General features: G+C 65.3%; 15 protein-coding genes and 1 tRNA gene. 10 read left to right on the top strand and 6 right to left on the bottom strand.

From position 1 onward, the window contains the following. Positions 1-8 precede the first annotated feature (8 nt). From ubiE to BDD16_RS04810, 7 genes are all read left to right on the top strand, one after another. The gene (gene ubiE / locus BDD16_RS04840; protein ID WP_179632902.1) at positions 9-740 is read left to right on the top strand and encodes a bifunctional demethylmenaquinone methyltransferase/2-methoxy-6-polyprenyl-1,4-benzoquinol methylase UbiE; all 732 of its coding nucleotides are present in this window, start codon (positions 9-11) and stop codon (positions 738-740) included. Positions 741-1,106: 366 nt separating this feature from the next. Then, positions 1,107-2,474, top strand: coding sequence for a TIGR03013 family XrtA/PEP-CTERM system glycosyltransferase (locus tag BDD16_RS04835; protein ID WP_310732865.1), 1,368 nt, complete (start codon positions 1,107-1,109; stop codon positions 2,472-2,474). Between the two features lie 144 nt (positions 2,475-2,618). Continuing rightward, positions 2,619-3,260 carry an XrtA/PEP-CTERM system exopolysaccharide export protein gene (locus tag BDD16_RS04830; RefSeq protein WP_179632900.1) on the top strand — a complete coding sequence of 214 codons (642 nt, stop codon included), beginning with the start codon at positions 2,619-2,621 and terminating at the stop codon, positions 3,258-3,260. An 84-nt stretch (positions 3,261-3,344) separates the two neighbouring features. Continuing rightward, positions 3,345-4,892 (top strand): XrtA system polysaccharide chain length determinant, encoded by a 1,548-nt coding sequence (locus BDD16_RS04825; protein WP_257645026.1) that lies wholly within the window; start codon positions 3,345-3,347, stop codon positions 4,890-4,892. 17 nt (positions 4,893-4,909) lie between these two features. After that, complete coding sequence (locus tag BDD16_RS04820; protein ID WP_179632898.1) at positions 4,910-5,905, top strand: XrtA-associated tyrosine autokinase; 996 nt, start codon at positions 4,910-4,912, stop codon at positions 5,903-5,905. Positions 5,906-5,921: 16 nt separating this feature from the next. After that, the gene (locus BDD16_RS04815) at positions 5,922-7,436 is read left to right on the top strand and encodes a TIGR03016 family PEP-CTERM system-associated outer membrane protein (protein ID WP_179632897.1); all 1,515 of its coding nucleotides are present in this window, start codon (positions 5,922-5,924) and stop codon (positions 7,434-7,436) included. A gap of 10 nt (positions 7,437-7,446) precedes the next feature. Next, positions 7,447-9,864, top strand: a complete 2,418-nt coding sequence (locus BDD16_RS04810) for an XrtA/PEP-CTERM system-associated ATPase (RefSeq protein ID WP_179632896.1) — start codon at positions 7,447-7,449, stop codon at positions 9,862-9,864. 14 nt (positions 9,865-9,878) lie between these two features. On the opposite strand, the gene ftsY is transcribed toward BDD16_RS04810, so the two are convergent. Then, a complete protein-coding gene (gene ftsY / locus BDD16_RS04805; RefSeq protein ID WP_179632895.1) occupies positions 9,879-10,955 on the bottom strand; it encodes a signal recognition particle-docking protein FtsY in 1,077 nt (358 codons plus the stop codon). Between the two features lie 123 nt (positions 10,956-11,078). Here ftsY and rsmD point away from each other — a divergent pair, with 123 nt between their 5' ends. Genes rsmD through BDD16_RS04790 form a run of 3 tightly spaced genes read left to right on the top strand, consistent with a single transcriptional unit; the run spans position 11,079 to position 12,569 of the window. Continuing rightward, a complete protein-coding gene (gene rsmD / locus BDD16_RS04800) occupies positions 11,079-11,726 on the top strand; it encodes a 16S rRNA (guanine(966)-N(2))-methyltransferase RsmD (protein ID WP_179632894.1) in 648 nt (215 codons plus the stop codon). Between the two features lie 54 nt (positions 11,727-11,780). Further along, the gene (coaD, locus tag BDD16_RS04795) at positions 11,781-12,281 is read left to right on the top strand and encodes a pantetheine-phosphate adenylyltransferase (RefSeq protein ID WP_218897698.1); all 501 of its coding nucleotides are present in this window, start codon (positions 11,781-11,783) and stop codon (positions 12,279-12,281) included. Positions 12,282-12,296: 15 nt separating this feature from the next. Continuing rightward, entirely contained in the window at positions 12,297-12,569 is a 273-nt protein-coding gene (locus BDD16_RS04790; protein WP_179632893.1) for a YfhL family 4Fe-4S dicluster ferredoxin, read from the top strand. 6 nt (positions 12,570-12,575) lie between these two features. Here the strand turns inward: BDD16_RS04790 and pth are convergent, their stop codons facing one another. The 5 genes from pth to ispE all read right to left on the bottom strand — a co-directional run bounded on the left by pth (position 12,576) and on the right by ispE (position 16,029). After that, entirely contained in the window at positions 12,576-13,205 is a 630-nt protein-coding gene (gene pth / locus BDD16_RS04785) for an aminoacyl-tRNA hydrolase (protein WP_179632892.1), read from the bottom strand. 102 nt (positions 13,206-13,307) lie between these two features. Next, on the bottom strand, positions 13,308-13,928 hold the full coding sequence (locus BDD16_RS04780; RefSeq protein ID WP_179632891.1) for a 50S ribosomal protein L25/general stress protein Ctc: 621 nt from the start codon (positions 13,926-13,928) through the stop codon (positions 13,308-13,310). 55 nt (positions 13,929-13,983) lie between these two features. After that, positions 13,984-14,946, bottom strand: coding sequence for a ribose-phosphate pyrophosphokinase (locus BDD16_RS04775; protein WP_179632890.1), 963 nt, complete (start codon positions 14,944-14,946; stop codon positions 13,984-13,986). An 82-nt stretch (positions 14,947-15,028) separates the two neighbouring features. Further along, positions 15,029-15,105, bottom strand: a tRNA-Gln gene (locus BDD16_RS04770). Between the two features lie 39 nt (positions 15,106-15,144). Then, positions 15,145-16,029, bottom strand: a complete 885-nt coding sequence (ispE, locus tag BDD16_RS04765; protein WP_179632889.1) for a 4-(cytidine 5'-diphospho)-2-C-methyl-D-erythritol kinase — start codon at positions 16,027-16,029, stop codon at positions 15,145-15,147. Positions 16,030-16,046 lie beyond the last annotated feature (17 nt).

Below are 16,046 nucleotides of genomic sequence, written 5' to 3'. Positions count from 1 at the left end.
GAGCCTCCATGAGCGATACCCATTTCGGTTTCAAGACCGTCGATGAAGGCCAGAAGGCCCGGATGGTGCGTGGTGTGTTCGATTCGGTCGCTTCGCGTTATGACGTGATGAACGACCTCATGTCCATGGGGCTGCACCGCGTCTGGAAGGCCTACACGCTGGCGGTCTCTGGGGCTCGTGAAGGGCATCAGGTGCTGGACATCGCCGGTGGCACCGGTGACCTCAGCCGTGCCTTTGCGCGCAAGGTGGGTGCGACCGGGGGAGTGGTGCACACCGACATCAACGAGGCGATGCTGCACACCGGACGCGACCGACTGGTGGATGAAGGACTGGTGCTGCCGACGGTGATCTGCGACGCGGAGAAGCTGCCGTTTCCTGCCGAGCGGTTCGACATCGTCAGCGTCGCCTTCGGTCTGCGCAACATGACCCACAAGGACGTGGCGCTGGCAGAGATGTGCCGCGTGCTCAAGCCAGGTGGCAAGTTGCTGGTGCTGGAGTTCTCGAAGGTCGCGGCTCCCCTTGGCAAGGTGTACGACTGGTACTCCTTCAATGTGTTGCCGCGTCTGGGTCAACTTGTGACCGGTGATGCCGATAGCTACCGCTATCTGGCGGAATCCATTCGCATGCACCCCCCGCAGGCTGAACTCAAGGCCATGATGAAGTCCGCCGGCTTCGGGCATGTGGATGTGCACAACCTGTCTGCCGGTGTTGTTGCGCTGCATGTGGGCTTGAAATGCTGAATGTGATAATTGCACGATAGATGCACCTGCGTTTATTCCATTTTTGATTCCGGTATTCTTATATTTATCAAATCTGGTCGACGCTGTCAGAATCGAGAGCACCTGCACAGGCGGTGCTTTATTAAAGAGTTGGTGTCAGTCTTCACTTGACCGTTATTACGTCACACAATCATGGTGAGATGGCACCTGATCGGGGGATCGACGGTTGCCTTGGTCTCGATCCTCTCGGTCTTGAGGCGAGAATTCAGGAAGTTGATCCAAGCGGTTCGTGATGTGAGATGCGCGTGAGGCGGTGTCTCACCTGTTTGCCTAGGGGGCCAGAGGATGTTCAGAGTTTTTCAGCACCGCACGTCGGGAACGCACTTCGTGGAATTGTTCGCTGACGGGGTGCTCTGCTTCATAGCGGCACTGCTGTCCGCTGCCACGCTAGCACACCCCGTACCGGGGGTCAGTCCCCTGATGCAGGTCATCAGTCCGGTCATTCTCTTCTCGGCGTTCTCCTTCGCCCTGGTGATGGCCTTGCTGTACTCGTTCGTCGGGCTCTATCGCCATCGCAATCTGGGCCTAGTGCCGATGTTCCTGCGCATCGGGTTTGCATTCGTGATCGGTGGCTATATTACATACTTGGCCATCAAGTATGTTCGTTACGATGGATATGCCAGCAGTCTGGTTGGATATTCTCTGGTTTATCTGATGGGCGGCCTTGCCATTTATCGCGGCGCTGCCTGGGGTATCCGGCAAATGGTTGGAACGCGCCGGGTACTGATTGTCGGTACCGGTCCGGATGCGCGGCAGGTCTGTACCGATCTGCGTGCGGGTGGTCATTGGGCTGGTTACGATGTGGTTGGTTTCTTCCCTACTGCGGAGCAGACTGATCGTGGTGCCTTGCGCGGTGCCGCCCATATATTCGATACCCGTTTGCGCATGGTGGATCTGGTTCGCGAGCACAAGATCAGCGAAATCATCGTGGCCGTGCGCGAGCAGCGTGGCGGTGGTGTGCCGATGGACCAGTTGCTGGAGTGCCGCATCGGTGGTGTGCCGATCATGGATCTGGCGTATTTCTACGAGCGCACGAAGGCTGAAGTGCCCGTTGACAGTCTGAAGGCCAGCTGGCTGGTGTATGGCGATGGTTTCGTCCAGGGGCGGGCCCGGGAGTTCACCAAGCGCGTCTTCGATATTGTCAGTTCCTCCATGCTGCTGCTGCTCGGTGCGCCGGTCATGCTGCTGACGGCGCTGGCCATCCGGATGGACAGTGTCGGTCCGATCCTCTATCGCCAGGAGCGTGTCGGCCTGGGTGGTCAGGGCTTCATGTGCATCAAGTTCCGAAGCATGCGTACCGATGCGGAGAAGGACGGTGTCGCGCGTTGGGCATCGAAGAACGATTCACGCATCACCCGTGTAGGCGCATTCATCCGCAAGACCCGGATCGATGAACTGCCGCAACTGTTCAGTGTGCTCAAGGGCGAGATGAGCATGGTGGGTCCGCGTCCGGAGCGACCCTCCTTCGTGGCGCAATTGCGCGAGCAGATCCCGTTCTATGACCTCCGCCACACGGTCAAGCCCGGACTGACCGGCTGGGCCCAGGTGCGTTATGCCTATGGCGCCTCGCTGGAAGACGCGCGCAAGAAGCACCAGTTTGACCTTTACTACGTCAAGAACAATTCGCTTTTGCTGGATTTGCAGGTACTGATCGAAACTGTCAGTGTCGTGCTGTTCAGAGAGGGCGCGCACTGAGCGGAATCCGGGTTGCGGGCGCTGCTGGCGCATGTGCATGGATGTCGCGTAAAAATTAACTTTGCAAGAAACTGTCGTTGTCGCGCGGTACCATCCGGGACTGCTGCAACGCGGTGCGCTTGCAGACCATTGAGAGGAATTCGCATGAGGATCGAAATGAGCCGTTTCTCGCGGGCAGCGGCCTTGGCCTTGGCATGCGTCACCGGTGCAGGTGCGCTGTCAGGGTGTGGTTTGCTGCGCGGCAACACGTATCCGCCCGCGCCGCGGTCGGCGGAAACGCTGGACCACCGCTACAAGATCGGTCCTCTCGATACCCTGAATGTCGTGGTGTGGCGCAACCCTGAACTGTCGTCCACCGTGACCGTGCGTCCGGACGGGCGCATCTCCACGCCGCTGGTCGAAGACGTGCTGGCAGCCGGCAAGAACCCGGCCGACCTGTCACGCGAGATCGAGACGCTGCTGGCTCGTGTGATCCGTGACCCGGTGGTGACCGTGGTGGTCGGAACCTTCCAGGGAGTGTTCAATGACCAGATCCGCATCGTTGGCGAGGCCACCAAGCCGCAGAGCGTGGCATTCCGCCAGAACATGACGATGCTGGACGTGATGATCCAGGCCGGTGGTCTGACCGACTTCGCTGATGGCAACGGCGCCGTGCTGGTGCGTGGTGCCGAAGCGGGCAAGCAGTACAGCGTGCGCCTGAAGGACCTGCTCAAGCGTGGCGACATCTCGGCGAACGTCGACGTCAAGCCGGGTGACATCATCATCGTGCCGCAAAGCTGGTTCTGATCTCCACCGCTCTCTGATACGCCGCTGATCGGTCACTCAGAGCCGGTCAGCCCTGAACCCAAGAATGACAGGTAGACAGCCGGTATGAATGAATTCACCCGACAGGCTGCGATATTGGCTGGCAGTGTCTGGCAACATCGCTGGATGGCTGTTGCAGTGGCCTGGATCGTCGCGCTCGCTGGCGCGCTGGTCGTGTGGGTCGTTCCCGAGCGACACGAGGCCCGCGCCCGGGTCTACGTGGATACGCAGACGGTGCTGCGTCCCATGATGGTCGGTCTGGCCTTCCAGCCGGACATCGACCAGCAGGTCCGCATGCTGGGCCGCACGCTGATTTCCCGCCCCAACGTCGAGCGTCTGGTCAATAACCCGGCCATCGGGCTCGAAAAGCTGGAGCCGGGTCAGCTGGATGCCCAGATCGAATCCCTGATGAAGTCCATCAAGGTCGAGCTGACAGGCGGCAACAACCTCTACGCCATCAGCTACCGCGACCAGGATCCTGTGCGCGCCCGCAAGCTGGTGGAGGTGCTGGTCGGCATGTTCATGGAGTCCGGTCTGGACACCAAGCGCAAGGACTCGGCCGAAGCCAGCCGCTTCATCGATGAGCAGATCCAGCAGTACGAGGGCAAGCTGACCGAGGCGGAAAATCGCCTCAAGGACTTCAAGCTCAAGAACATGAGCGTGGCCGCGACCACGAACCAGGACTATTTCGCACGGATCCAGACGCTGACGGACGACGTCAACCGCCTGCGCGTGCAACTGAGTGCCGCCGAGCAGTCGCGTGACGCGACCCGTCGTGAACTCGGCAATGAAGAGCCCAATCTGCCGGTGGCCGCGGCCTCCGCCGTTTCGCTCACGCCGGATCTCGACAGCCGCGTCGAGACCCAGAAGCGCCAACTGGACGAGATGCTCCGCCGCTACACGGAAGAGCATCCGGATGTACTGACGACCCGGCGCATCATTGCGCAGCTGGAAGACCAGCGCCGTCGAGAGATGGACGCCCTCAAGAGCACCAGCAGCGCGACCCGTCGGGCGGCCGCGGCCACCAATCCGGTGTTCCAGCGGCTGCGTCTGAATCTGGCCGATGCAGAAGCCAATGTGGCGTCACTGCGCTCCCAGCTGGGCAACCAGCAGGCTCGCCTTGAAGAGATCCGCGCCCAGGCGAACAAGGTGCCGCAGGCCGAGGCCGAGCTCGTCCAGCTCAACCGGGACTACGAGATCATGCGCCGCAACTACGACCAGCTGGTGCAGCGCCGCGAGGCTGCTTCGCTGGGCGTGAAGATCGACCAGACCTCGTCGATGGCGGATTTCCGTCTGATCGAGCCGCCACGGGTGCTGCCGTCGCCGGTGTTCCCGAGCCGGATCCAGATGGCCATCGGCGTGATGCTGCTGTCGGTGATCCTGGGGGTGGCTGCTGCCTACGCGCAGACGCTGCTGAACCCGGTCTTCTCCAGCGAACGGGAGCTGCGTGAATTCACCAAGCGACCGGTGCTGGGCAGTCTCCTGAAGGTGGATGACCCGCGGGACCGTGACCTGGATCGCCAGGACCGACTCAAGCTCGCGGGTGTGATGAGTCTGTTCGTCCTCGCGAATGTGGGATGGGTGGCCTGGATCTCCTTGCGTTCGGCCAGTTAAGGAATAGGTGCCCCCTGATGAACACCATCGAGCAAGCCGCCAAGCGGTTAGCAGAACTCAAACGTGCCGGATTCGATGTTCCGGTTCCGGAGATTCCGGGCGCCGCTGCTGCGTCGCCTGTGCCTGTCGAGGCCCCCGCGGCCGTGCCGGTCGAAGCACCGGTGCCCGTCGCGGCTGCCGCCGAAACGAAGATCGCGCCCGTCAAGCCCGCTGCCGGCCGTTCGTCGGCGGCGGTGGTGGCTGCGGCGCGCAATGGCGTGGTCGAGGCATTGACGTCGTCGGGCCGCCGGTCGCGCGAGGTGATGCTCGACCTGGCACGGCTGGAACGCGAAGGCTATCTGGTGCCCGCCCAGGCCCGTTCGCAACTGGCCGAGCAGATGCGCATCATCAAGCGCCCGCTGCTGGCCAATGCCCGTGGCGAATCGGCACAGACACTGAGCCGCCCGAACCTGATCCAGGTGGTCAGCGCGATGCCGGGCGAGGGCAAGACCTTCTTTGCCATCAATCTGGCGATGAGCATCGCGATGGAAGTCGATCTGTCCGTGCTGCTGGTGGATGCGGATGTGCTGCGTCCGTCCGTGCTGGCCCGCTGCGGGATCGAGCCCGCCCGTGGCCTGATGGATGTACTGCAGTCGCCGAGCATCGAACTGCACGACGTGATGCTGCGGACCAATGTCGCCAAGCTGAGCATCCTTCCTGCGGGCACGGCCAATGCGCAGTCCACCGAACTGCTGGCCAGTGGCGCGATGGAGGCGCTGCTGGATGAACTGGCCGCGAAGTTCTCGGACCGCATCGTCGTCTTTGATGCGCCGCCCCTGATCCCCACGACGGAATCCCGCGTCCTGGCTTCGCGCGTCGGACAGGTGGTCATGGTGGTGGAGGCCGGAAAGACCACGCATGCCCAGGTCTCGCAGGCCTATGCCGCGGTGGAGCAGTGCCCGGTGGTGTTGTCGGTGCTGAATCGGGCACGTGGCAAAGCGGGCGAGGCCTATGGCTACTACTACGCCTCTTGAGAGGGTCTGCACGGGCGTGTCGGCAGCCGTCCTGCTGCTGGCAGGCTGGACCGTGCACGGCAGCGCCCAGGCGCAAGCCTGGCGTGTTGTCCCTGCGGTCAAGGCCACGGCGACGATGTCCAGCAATGTCGGCATGCAGGCTGCAGACGCTGCCAGCATGGACACGGTGCTCACCGTCACGCCCCAGGTCCAGCTGCTCGGCACCGGCCCCGACTACCGGCTGACCGGCACACTGGCCGCCGACATGGTGCAGTACCTGGGCCGCAGCCGTGCCGACCGCATCCTGCCGCGTGGGCAGGTCGTGCTCAACAGCCGCCTCGTCGATCGCCTGCTGTTCGTGGATGCCGAACTGGGGGCCGATACCACGTCGTCCACCCCGTTCGATCTGCTCAGCGATGGCGCCACGTTCTACAACGTCGGGACCACCACTCGGGAGCGGATCAGTCCCTATCTGGACCGTGAACTGTCGCCTTCGTCGCGCATCACCGCACGCAGTGATCTGGTCTGGACGCAGGGGCGCGGCACTGCCGCGGCGGCTGCGCTGACCAACAGCGCCGATGCGCTGGTACAGACCCACACCGCGCGCTATGACCTGCGGCCTGAGCCAGCAGGACTGCGCGGCGAGGTGAATTATCAGAACACCAACTACAGCGACAGCGCCGCTGGTGGCCTGACGCTGCAGACGGCACGCCTGTCTGCGCTCTATGCACCGGATCCGACGCTGACCCTCGGCTTGACGGGCGGTCGTGACGCAGCGCGCTACACCACCAACAACGTCAGCGAAACGCTGCGTGGCGCTTCGCTGCGCTGGGCTCCGACCGAGCGCACGCTGTTCGAGGCCTTGCTCGAAAAACGCTTCTTCGGCAATGGCTGGACCGTCAACTTCACGCACCGCTCGCCGTTCATGGCCGTTTCTGCCGGACTGGTGCGCCAGGCGACCACCTATGCGGCCCGCCTGGGCGTGTTGCAGGCTGGTGGCGACGTGGCAACCCTGGTCGACTCCATCCTGCAGACCCGCATCCAGGATGCGGCGTTGCGCCAGATCGCGGTCCAGGACCTGATCGCCAAGCGGGGTCTGCCGAACACGCTGACCGGTCCGGTGGATCTGTTCTCCCGCACCGTCCAGTTGCAGCAGGGTGCCAACGTCACGCTGGCCATGATCGGCGTGCGCCACACGGTCACGCTGCGCGTGTTCCAGACCCGCACGGAAGACCTGCGCGGACCGACCGAGGACAGCGTCATCGGACTCGCCAGCGATGCCACGCAACGCGGCGCCACCTTCGGGGTGTCGCGCCGCCTGACGCCGGAAACCACGGCCGACCTGAGCTTCACCCGCACCAAGACCGACGGTCTGGGCCCGAACGTGGCGCTGCACTCGAGCAATTCGATTGTCCGTCTCGGGGCCACGCACAGCCTGTCGCCCCGAACCACGCTGAGCGGCGCCGTGCGCCACCAGACCGGTTCGTCCACGCTCATCGGTGTCAACGCGACGGAATCTGCCCTCTCGGTCGGCATGTTGCACCGGTTCTGACGGTCACACGATGTACGAATCAGCTTTCGGTTTCAGCGGTCCCCCGTTCCAGCTCAATCCTGATCCGGCCTTCTACTTCAACAGCCGCGGCCACGGTCGGGCGCTGGCCTACCTGCAGTACGGGGTGGCGCAGGGCGAGGGCTTCATCGTCATCACCGGCGAGATCGGCGCAGGCAAGACCACGCTGGTGCGGATGCTGCTCGACGGGCTGGACCGGCAGAAGGTGCTGCCGGCGCAGATCGTCAGCACGCAGCTGGAGTCGGGTGAGCTGCTGCAGTCGATCATCACGGCCTTCGGCATCCCCTCGCAGAACAACACCTCCAAGGCGCACCTGATCGCCACGCTGGAAGCCTTCCTGACGGCGCTGGCCGCGCAGGGGCGGCATGCATTGCTCGTGGTGGATGAAGCGCAGAACCTCGGGCCGCGTGCCGTGGAAGAGCTGCGCATGCTGTCGAACTTCCAGCTCGGCAACCATTCGCTGCTGCAGAGTTTCCTGGTCGGCCAGCCGGAGTTGCGCCGACTGCTCGAATCGCCGTCGATGGAGCAGTTGCGCCAGCGCGTGACCGCGTCGTGCCACCTCGGGCCGCTGAGCCTGGAGGAGACGCAGGCCTACATCGAGCACCGGCTGCGCCGCGTGGGCTGGACCCAGCGCCCGGCGTTCGGCGCGGGTGCCTTCGAGAGTCTGTACCAGTGGTCGGGCGGCGTGCCGCGCCGGCTCAATCGCCTGGCCAACCGCGTGCTGCTGGCGGCCTTCCTGGATGGTGCGGAGAACATTTCGGCCGAACTCATCGAACGCACGGCAGGTGAGCTGCGGGCGGAGATCGGGGAGGGTGGTCTGGAGGTGCCGGCGCCGGTCGTGGCGCCCGCGCCTGCCCCGGTTGTGGTCGCCCCACCGGTTGCTGCTCCCGCGGTTCCTGAACCGGTTGCAGTGCCGGAGCCGGTGCTGACCTTCATCGAATCCCCGCCCCAGACGGTGCCCGAGGCGGTTGCCACCGAGGCCCCTGTCGCGGACGAAGTCGACGACACGCTCGCGGAGGAGGCCGAGGTCTCCCTGCCCGCCGAGGTGACCATCGAACTGGACGCGCAGTCCCAGGCCGCCTTGATGGCGCCCCGCCTGCGCTCGGTGTCGGACGCCGCCGTGAAGGCCGCCCGCGTCCATGCGGCTGGTCGTCTGTCGCAGCGCGACAGCCGCGACAAGGTGTTCTGCCTGGCCGACAGCACCAGCGCCGCACTGAAGTTCGCCGCACTCGCCCAGGCGATGGCCGAACAGGGGCGCGCGCCACGCATGATGCTGGTCAGTCTGGGCCCCCTGCCGCGGGTGTGGCCCTGGTCCGGCATGGGGCGTGTGCTGCCCGCGATGGAAGTCGGGCTCGATCTGGAATGGTCGGATGCGGACCTGAACGCCTCGATCGCCAGGATCACGGAAGGCTTCGGGCACTTCGCGGAGGAATACAAGCCGCTGGCGGTCCTCAGCCTGGGATCGAGCGACGCGATGGTGGCGTGCTGCCTCGCGGCGCAGCAGCGGGGCTTGCCGCTGATTCGCCTGGAAGCCGGCGACCGCATGGCCTCTGCCAGCGAAGGGCTGAACGCCACGCTGATCGAGCAGATGTCCGGTCTGCTGTGCGTGGCCAGTGCGCCGTCGCCGCTGCAGTCGCTGGCGCGCCAGGGGATGCGGCCGGAGCGCATCGCCTGTGTGCCCGACCACCTGAACACGGATGCCGTGGCGGCCGTCTGGCCCGAAGTGATGACCCCGGACCGCGCCTTCCTGCGCAACGGCCTGCCGATGTACCTGGGACCGACGTGGTCGGTGAACGGCGTGACGGGCACCCCGTACGTGCTGGCCGCCTGCTCGCTGATGGGCTTGCCGGTGGACCGCGTCCAGGCGGTGGTCCGGGCGCTTTCGCAGATCCGTTGCGATGGCAAGGTCATCTGGCTGGTCGATGCGCCGACCCAGGCGATGCTGGTCGAGTTGCTGGATGCCGACGCTGCGCTGGCCGAGCGCATCGTTGTCGTGCGCAGCGACGGTCAGCGCCGTGGCGATGCCCGTGCACGCATGGATGCGGCCCAGGTGCTCTGCCGGGAGGTGTCCTCCCTGCCCGAACAGATCAGCCTGCTGCACGGTGCCAATGGTGCCGTGCTGGACGCCGGCCACGCGCTGGCAGATGTGGCGAGCGTGCTCGATGTGCCCTTCGTGAGCATGGACAGTGCACACGGCCAGGTGCTGCGCCGCAATGGACATGGCGCCGTGCTGGACCTGCGCCCGCTGGATGGCGACGCACTGAACGCCGTGCTGGCCGATGCCCGCACGGCCGCGGCCGATCGTCCGGTGCTGGCTCAGCCTGCGGTCGCTTCGGGGGCTGCAGCCGGCATTGCCGAACACCTGCTGGCCTGGATCGATGCCCGCCAGCAGGCGGCCATGGTCGCCTGACGCAGCCCTGCGGCTCAGCTCAGCAGGGCCTGCGCGAACTCGCGGGCATTGAAGGTCTGCAGGTCTTCGAGCTTCTCGCCCACCCCGATGAAGTAGACCGGCACGACCGGCTTGCCCTGGGCGACCCGCTCGCGGTTCCACAGCGCGATGGCGGCCAGCACGCCGCCCTTGGCCGTGCCATCCAGCTTGGTGACGACCAGCCCGGTGAGCTGGATGGCCTCGTCGAAGGCCTTCACCTGGGTCAGCGCGTTCTGGCCGGTGTTGCCATCGACGACCAGGATCACCTCGTGCGGCGCGCCTTCCATCGACCGGCCGAGCGAGCGGCGGATCTTGCGCAACTCCTCCATCAGGTGCAACTGCGTGGCCAGACGCCCGGCGGTGTCGGCGATCACGACGTCACAGCCACGCGCCTTGCCCGCGGTCACGGCGTCGAAACACACGGCCGCGGGATCGCCGCCTTCCTGGCTGACGATCTCGACGCGGTTGCGGTCCGCCCAGACGGACAGCTGCTCGCGCGCCGCGGCCCGGAAGGTGTCTGCCGCTGCCAGCAGCACCTTGCAGTCCATGCCGGCCAGATGGCGGGTCAGCTTGCCGATGCTGGTGGTCTTGCCCGCGCCATTGACGCCGGCGACCATCATCACGGTGGGCTGGGTCGCGCCGATCTGCAGTGGCGCCTCCAGCGGCTGCAGCAACTCGGTCAGCACCTCCATCAGCAGCGCCTTGACGGCAGCCGGGTCGGTGCAGCGTGTGTCCTTGACGCGGCGCCTGAGTTCATCCAGCAGATGCTGCGTGGCGCCGACGCCGGCATCCGCCATGAGCAGGGCGGCTTCCAGCTCTTCGTAGAGCGCGTCGTCGATGCGGGTGCCGGTGAAGACCTGGGCGATGCTGGAGCCGGTGCGGGCCAGGCCGGACTTGAGCTTGTTCAGCCAGGAGGTTCGGGCGGGTGTGGCGTCGGCCACCGGAGCCGCGACCACGGCCATCGGCGCACTGGCGGGCTGGGGGATCGCCGCGGGCGCTTCGGCGGCTGGCGTGGCCGTCGCTTCAGGCGGCGGAGGCGCGGAAAAGAGCTTGCGACGAAGAAAACTGAACATGCGTGTCGATGGTGACGAAAACGACCGGCTGGTCGGCTTCGGATTGTAGGCAGCGTGTCTGACGCAACCCGCCCCGGGCGGGTGGGTTGTCTGCATCGCACCACTGAATGGCAGAATCCCCCCGTGTCTACCGCCCCCGCCCGACGCGCCCCCGTGCGCAAACCCTCCGCCAACCATGTGGCTGCCGCCGCACCGGGTGAACTGCGCCTCATCGGAGGCCGCTGGAAGCGCAGCAAGCTGCCAGTGGCCGACCACCCCGGTCTGCGCCCGACCCCGGACCGCGTGCGCGAGACGCTCTTCAACTGGCTCGGTCAGGATCTGGCCGGCTGGCGGGTGCTGGATGCCTTCGCCGGCACCGGCGCGCTGGGCTTCGAGGCCGCGTCGCGTGGTGCCGCCGAGGTGCTGCTGCTGGAGCACGACCAGAAGCTGGCCATCCATCTCCAGTCGGCCTGCACCCGCCTCGGTGCCACGATGGTGCGCGTGGTCCGTGCCGATGCGCTGGGCTGGATGGCGCGCCGCGAGGTGGCCGATCTGGATCTGGTGCTGCTGGATCCGCCGTTCGGCGCCAATCTGTTCGATGCGGCGGTGCGCGCCGCGCTGCCCTTGCTCACCCCCGAGGGCTGGCTCTATCTGGAGGCGGACCGGGCCTTCGACGAGGCGGCGTGCGCGGCCTGGGGCTGCCGCCTGCACCGGCAGGGCCGCGCCGGGATGGTGCATTTCCACTTGCTGCAGCGCAGTGCGCCGCCTGCGCCCGACTACACTGGTGCATGACCCCTTGGCCAGTGCGTGCCCCGTGATACCCGAGACTTCGATCAGGAGCCCGTCTTGAACCCCGTGACCCAGGACCTCACCGCCATCTATCCCGGCACCTTCGACCCGATGACCCTGGGTCACCAGGACTTGATGCGCCGGGGCAGTCGCCTCTTCAGCCGCCTGATCCTGGCGGTGGCTGCCGGGCACCACAAGCGCACGATGTTCAGCGTCGAGGAGCGCCTGGAGATCGCCCAGGAGCTGGCCGCGCCCTATCCGAACGTCGAAGTGATCGCCTTCCGCGGCCTGCTGCGCAACTTCGTCATCGAGCACGATGGCAAGGTGGTCGTGCGGGGGCTGCGCGCGGTCAGCGACTTCGAATACGAGTTCCAGATGGCCGGCATGAACCGCCAGCTGATGCCGGAAGTCGAGACCCTGTTCCTGACGCCGAGCGACCAGTACCAGTTCATCAGCGGCACCTTCGTGCGCGAGATCGCCGTGCTGGGTGGGGATGTCTCGAAGTTTGTCGCGCCGATGGTGCTGCAGCGCCTGCAGCAGCGCGTCGCGCAAAGCTGAGGGCGGGAGAACACCATGGCCCTGCTCATCACCAGCGAATGCATCAACTGCGATGTCTGCGAGCCCGAGTGCCCGAACCAGGCGATCTCGATGGGCGAGGAGTTCTATGTCATCGACCCGGAGCGTTGCACCGAATGTGTCGGTCACTTCGGCGAGCCGCAGTGCGTGCAGGTCTGCCCGGTCGAGTGCATCCCGCTGAACCCGGACCACGTTGAGTCCCCGGAGCAGCTGATGGCCAAGTACGAGCGGCTGCAGAAGACGGCGCTGCCGCGGCTCGTGGTCGGCTGAGCCTGGTCAGTCCGCGGCCGGCTCGGCTGCGGGCGGCTTGGGCGGGCGGGGCGGCTTCGGGCGCTGCGGCCCGGCGTGCAGCACCATCGTGGCCTTGGTCATGTCGCCGGCCAGCAGGGTGTCCAGCGCTTCCATCGAACGGTCGATGCAGCCTTCGATCGCCTCTCGCTCGGTCGCTGGCGGCTTGCGCAGCACGAAATCCGCCACTTCGGCACGCACACCCGGATGCCCGATGCCCAGCCGCAGGCGCCAGAACGCCGGGGATCCGAGCTGGGCCTGGATGTCCTTCAGGCCGTTGTGACCTGCGGCGCTGCCCCCTTGCTTGAGCTTCATCTGGCCTGGCAGGAGATCCAGTTCATCGTGCACGACGAGGATCTCTTCCGGGGCGATCTTGAAGAACCGCGCCAGAGGAGCCACCGACTTGCCCGACAAGTTCATGTAGGTCATCGGCGTGATGAGCCAGATCGGCCCGTCCGGGCGGTTCACGCGCGCCACCAGTCCGTGGTAGGCCCGGTCGGCCTGCAGATGGGTGCCAAGGCGGCGCGCGACCGCGTCGATCCACCAGAAGCCGGCGTTGTGCCGGGTGGACTCGTATTCATGACCCGGATTGCCCAGGCCGACCAGCAGACGGATCATGGTTTCGACTCCCTGGGTGACACCCCAGTCCCAGAACGAGAAAAGCCCCGCCGGGGCGGGGCTTGCGGGCTGCACGCCGTGGCGTGCGTTCCGAGGCAGGAATTACTTCTTGCCCTTCTTGCCCTTGACCGGTGCCGGAGCGACCGCGGCCACGATGACTTCCTCGACGATGGCCACGGGCGTCGCGATGACCGGGTTCTTGAAACCGTGGGTCAGCACCTTGACGCCGTTCGGCAGGGCCAGGTCGTTGACATGCAGCGACTTGCCCAGGGTCATGCCACCCAGGTCCACAGTCAGGAATTCCGGCAGCTGTTCGGCCAGGCACTCGATGTGCAGTTCCGACACCACGTGGGTGATGGTGCACTTTTCAAGCTTGACGGCCGGCGATTCGCCTTCATTGATGAAGTGCAGCGGCACCTTCTTGCGCAGGCGGGTGGTGGCGTCGACGCGCTGGAAGTCCGCGTGCAGCACCAGCGGCTTGAACGGGTGCATCTGCAGCGCGCGCAGCACGACCTTGGTCGTTTCGCCGCCGAGTTCCATCTCCAGCACGGACGAATGGAACACTTCCTTCTTCAGCGCGTGGAACAGGGCGTTGTGATCGAGTTCGATCTGGGCGGGCGAGGCCGTGCCACCGTAGACGATGGCGGGAACCTTGCCGGCGATGCGCAGGCGGCGGCTCGCTCCGGTCCCCTGCAGCTCGCGCGTGAATGCGACGAATTTCATGTGGTTTCTCCAAAAGAGGAAGGTGCCCGCGACCAGGCACCTGGGGTAATGCAGCTCAGAAGTTGTTGTTCTGTTCTGCGAAGAGGGAGGTCACCGATTCGCCATCCGAGATGCGACGGATGGTCTCGGCGAACAGGAAGGCCACCGACAGCTGGCGGATCTTCTTGCAGTCCTTGGCGGGGCCCTGGAGCGGGATCGTGTTGGTGATCACCACTTCATCGAGCTTGGAGTTGCTGATGCGCTCCACGGCCGGGCCGGACAGGATGGGGTGCGTGCAGTACGCGAACACGCTCTTGGCGCCGCGCTCCTTGAGCACCTCGGCCGCCTTCACCAGCGTGCCGGCGGTGTCGATCATGTCGTCCATGATCACGCAGTTGCGCTTGTCGATCTCGCCGATGACGTGCATCACTTCCGACACGTTCGCCTTCGGGCGGCGCTTGTCGATGATGGCCAGGTCGCAGCCGAGCTGCTTGGCCAGCGCCCGGGCACGCACCACGCCACCGACGTCCGGCGACACCACGACCAGATCTTCGTAGCGCTTGCTCTTCAGATCGGTCAGCAGCACCGGCGAGGCGTAGATGTTGTCGACCGGGATGTCGAAGAAGCCCTGGATCTGGTCGGCGTGGAGATCCATGGTCAGCACGCGGTTGACACCGGCGGCTTCGAGCATGTTGGCCACGACCTTGGCGCTGATCGGCACACGCGTCGAGCGCGGGCGGCGGTCCTGGCGGGCGTAACCGTAGTAGGGGATGACGGCGGTGATGCGGCGGGCCGAGGCGCGCTTGAGTGCATCGACCATCAGCAGCAGCTCCATCAGGTGCTCGTTGGTCGGGGCGCAGGTCGGCTGCACCACGAACACGTCACGTGCACGCACGTTCTGCTGGATTTCGATCGTCACTTCGCCGTCGGAGAAGTGGCCCACGGCGGCCTTGCCCAGTTCGATGCCCAGATCGGAAGCGATCTCGCGTGCGAGAACAGGGTTGGCGTTGCCGGTGAAGATGACTGTATTGGAAAGCATGCTCGGTGCCCGCTGGGGACTTTGACGTGCCATCAAGAAACAAGCGCCTCACCGGAAGCCGGCGGGCGCTTGATGGATGGTTTGGCAGGGGAGGAAGGACTCGAACCCTCGCATGTCGGAATCAAAATCCGATGCCTTGACCAACTTGGCGACTCCCCTACACAGGACACTTCTTGCGAAGCACCCGAAATCTGGTCTTCAGTCTGTGCACCACCCTAACAGCGGGTGACTTTCAAGACTGCTGCAGTACCTCGCCAACCAACCTGAACCCGGATCAACCAAGCTTCGGACCAACTTGGTCGGTGACTGCGCACTGCATTCTTGCCTAAAAGCATCACAGGGTGCAAATACTGCACTTCCTGATCCACTCATTCTGCTGAGCCCGAAATTCTGCTTGAGAATTTCAAGTCCGTCAACAACTTGTTGGCTGTACGCTTCGGCGCTGGCCTGCAAATCGTTTTTTCCGAAGGACTTCGCCTGTGCAAGAAAGACCGCTATTGTGGTTCGCGGAGTGTCTCGTGTCAAGAGGGGGCTGGAAAATATCGCGGCTGTCGGCACCGCCACCGGAGGTTTGAGGACTGCGTAGGCTGCCGGCGGCAGATCGATCGGCGTGAGCTGCTCGCCTATGCCTTCGACCCAGGCGTTGTGTCCGCCGATGAAGAAGGGCACGTCCGCGCCCAGTGTCAGACCGAGCTGGAGCAGCCGGGAGCGCGGCCAGTGCAGCCCCCATAACCGGTTCAGCGCGATCAGCGTGGTGGCCGCATCCGAGCTTCCTCCACCGAGTCCGGCGCCCCACGGCACCTGCTTGTCGATGGCGATGTGTGCCCCCAGCGTGGTGCCGCTGGCCACCTGGAGGGCCCGGGCCGCCCGGGTGCAGAGGTCGTCTTCGGGCAGGGCCGGGCCGAGATCCTCCCGGCTGATCCGCCCGTCGGCACGCCGTTCCACATGCAGCGTGTCGCACCAGTCGATCAGCGTGAAGACCGACTGCAGCAGGTGGTAGCCGTCCGGCCTGCGGCCGACGACGTGCAGGAACAGGTTGAGCTTGGCCGGCGCGGGCAGGTCGTACAGGGCGGACAGGGACATGCGCGAACAGTCGAAGA

Origin of the sequence: Sphaerotilus montanus, from assembly GCF_013410775.1 — a bacterium.
In the GTDB taxonomy this organism is placed as follows: domain Bacteria; phylum Pseudomonadota; class Gammaproteobacteria; order Burkholderiales; family Burkholderiaceae_C; genus Sphaerotilus; species Sphaerotilus montanus.
Note: the sequence above shows the minus strand (reverse complement) of the source record. Positions and strands in the feature narration are given on the sequence as shown.

Coding starts and splice junctions, on each gene's coding strand:
- ubiE (WP_179632902.1), top strand. CDS start 9: ATGAGCGATACCCATTTCGGTTTCAAGACCGTCGATGAAGGCCAGAAG.
- BDD16_RS04830 (WP_179632900.1), top strand. CDS start 2,619: ATGAGGATCGAAATGAGCCGTTTCTCGCGGGCAGCGGCCTTGGCCTTG.
- BDD16_RS04825 (WP_257645026.1), top strand. CDS start 3,345: ATGAATGAATTCACCCGACAGGCTGCGATATTGGCTGGCAGTGTCTGG.
- BDD16_RS04820 (WP_179632898.1), top strand. CDS start 4,910: ATGAACACCATCGAGCAAGCCGCCAAGCGGTTAGCAGAACTCAAACGT.
- BDD16_RS04810 (WP_179632896.1), top strand. CDS start 7,447: ATGTACGAATCAGCTTTCGGTTTCAGCGGTCCCCCGTTCCAGCTCAAT.
- ftsY (WP_179632895.1), bottom strand. CDS start 10,955: ATGTTCAGTTTTCTTCGTCGCAAGCTCTTTTCCGCGCCTCCGCCGCCT.
- BDD16_RS04790 (WP_179632893.1), top strand. CDS start 12,297: ATGGCCCTGCTCATCACCAGCGAATGCATCAACTGCGATGTCTGCGAG.
- pth (WP_179632892.1), bottom strand. CDS start 13,205: ATGATCCGTCTGCTGGTCGGCCTGGGCAATCCGGGTCATGAATACGAG.
- BDD16_RS04780 (WP_179632891.1), bottom strand. CDS start 13,928: ATGAAATTCGTCGCATTCACGCGCGAGCTGCAGGGGACCGGAGCGAGC.
- BDD16_RS04775 (WP_179632890.1), bottom strand. CDS start 14,946: ATGCTTTCCAATACAGTCATCTTCACCGGCAACGCCAACCCTGTTCTC.
- ispE (WP_179632889.1), bottom strand. CDS start 16,029: ATGTCCCTGTCCGCCCTGTACGACCTGCCCGCGCCGGCCAAGCTCAAC.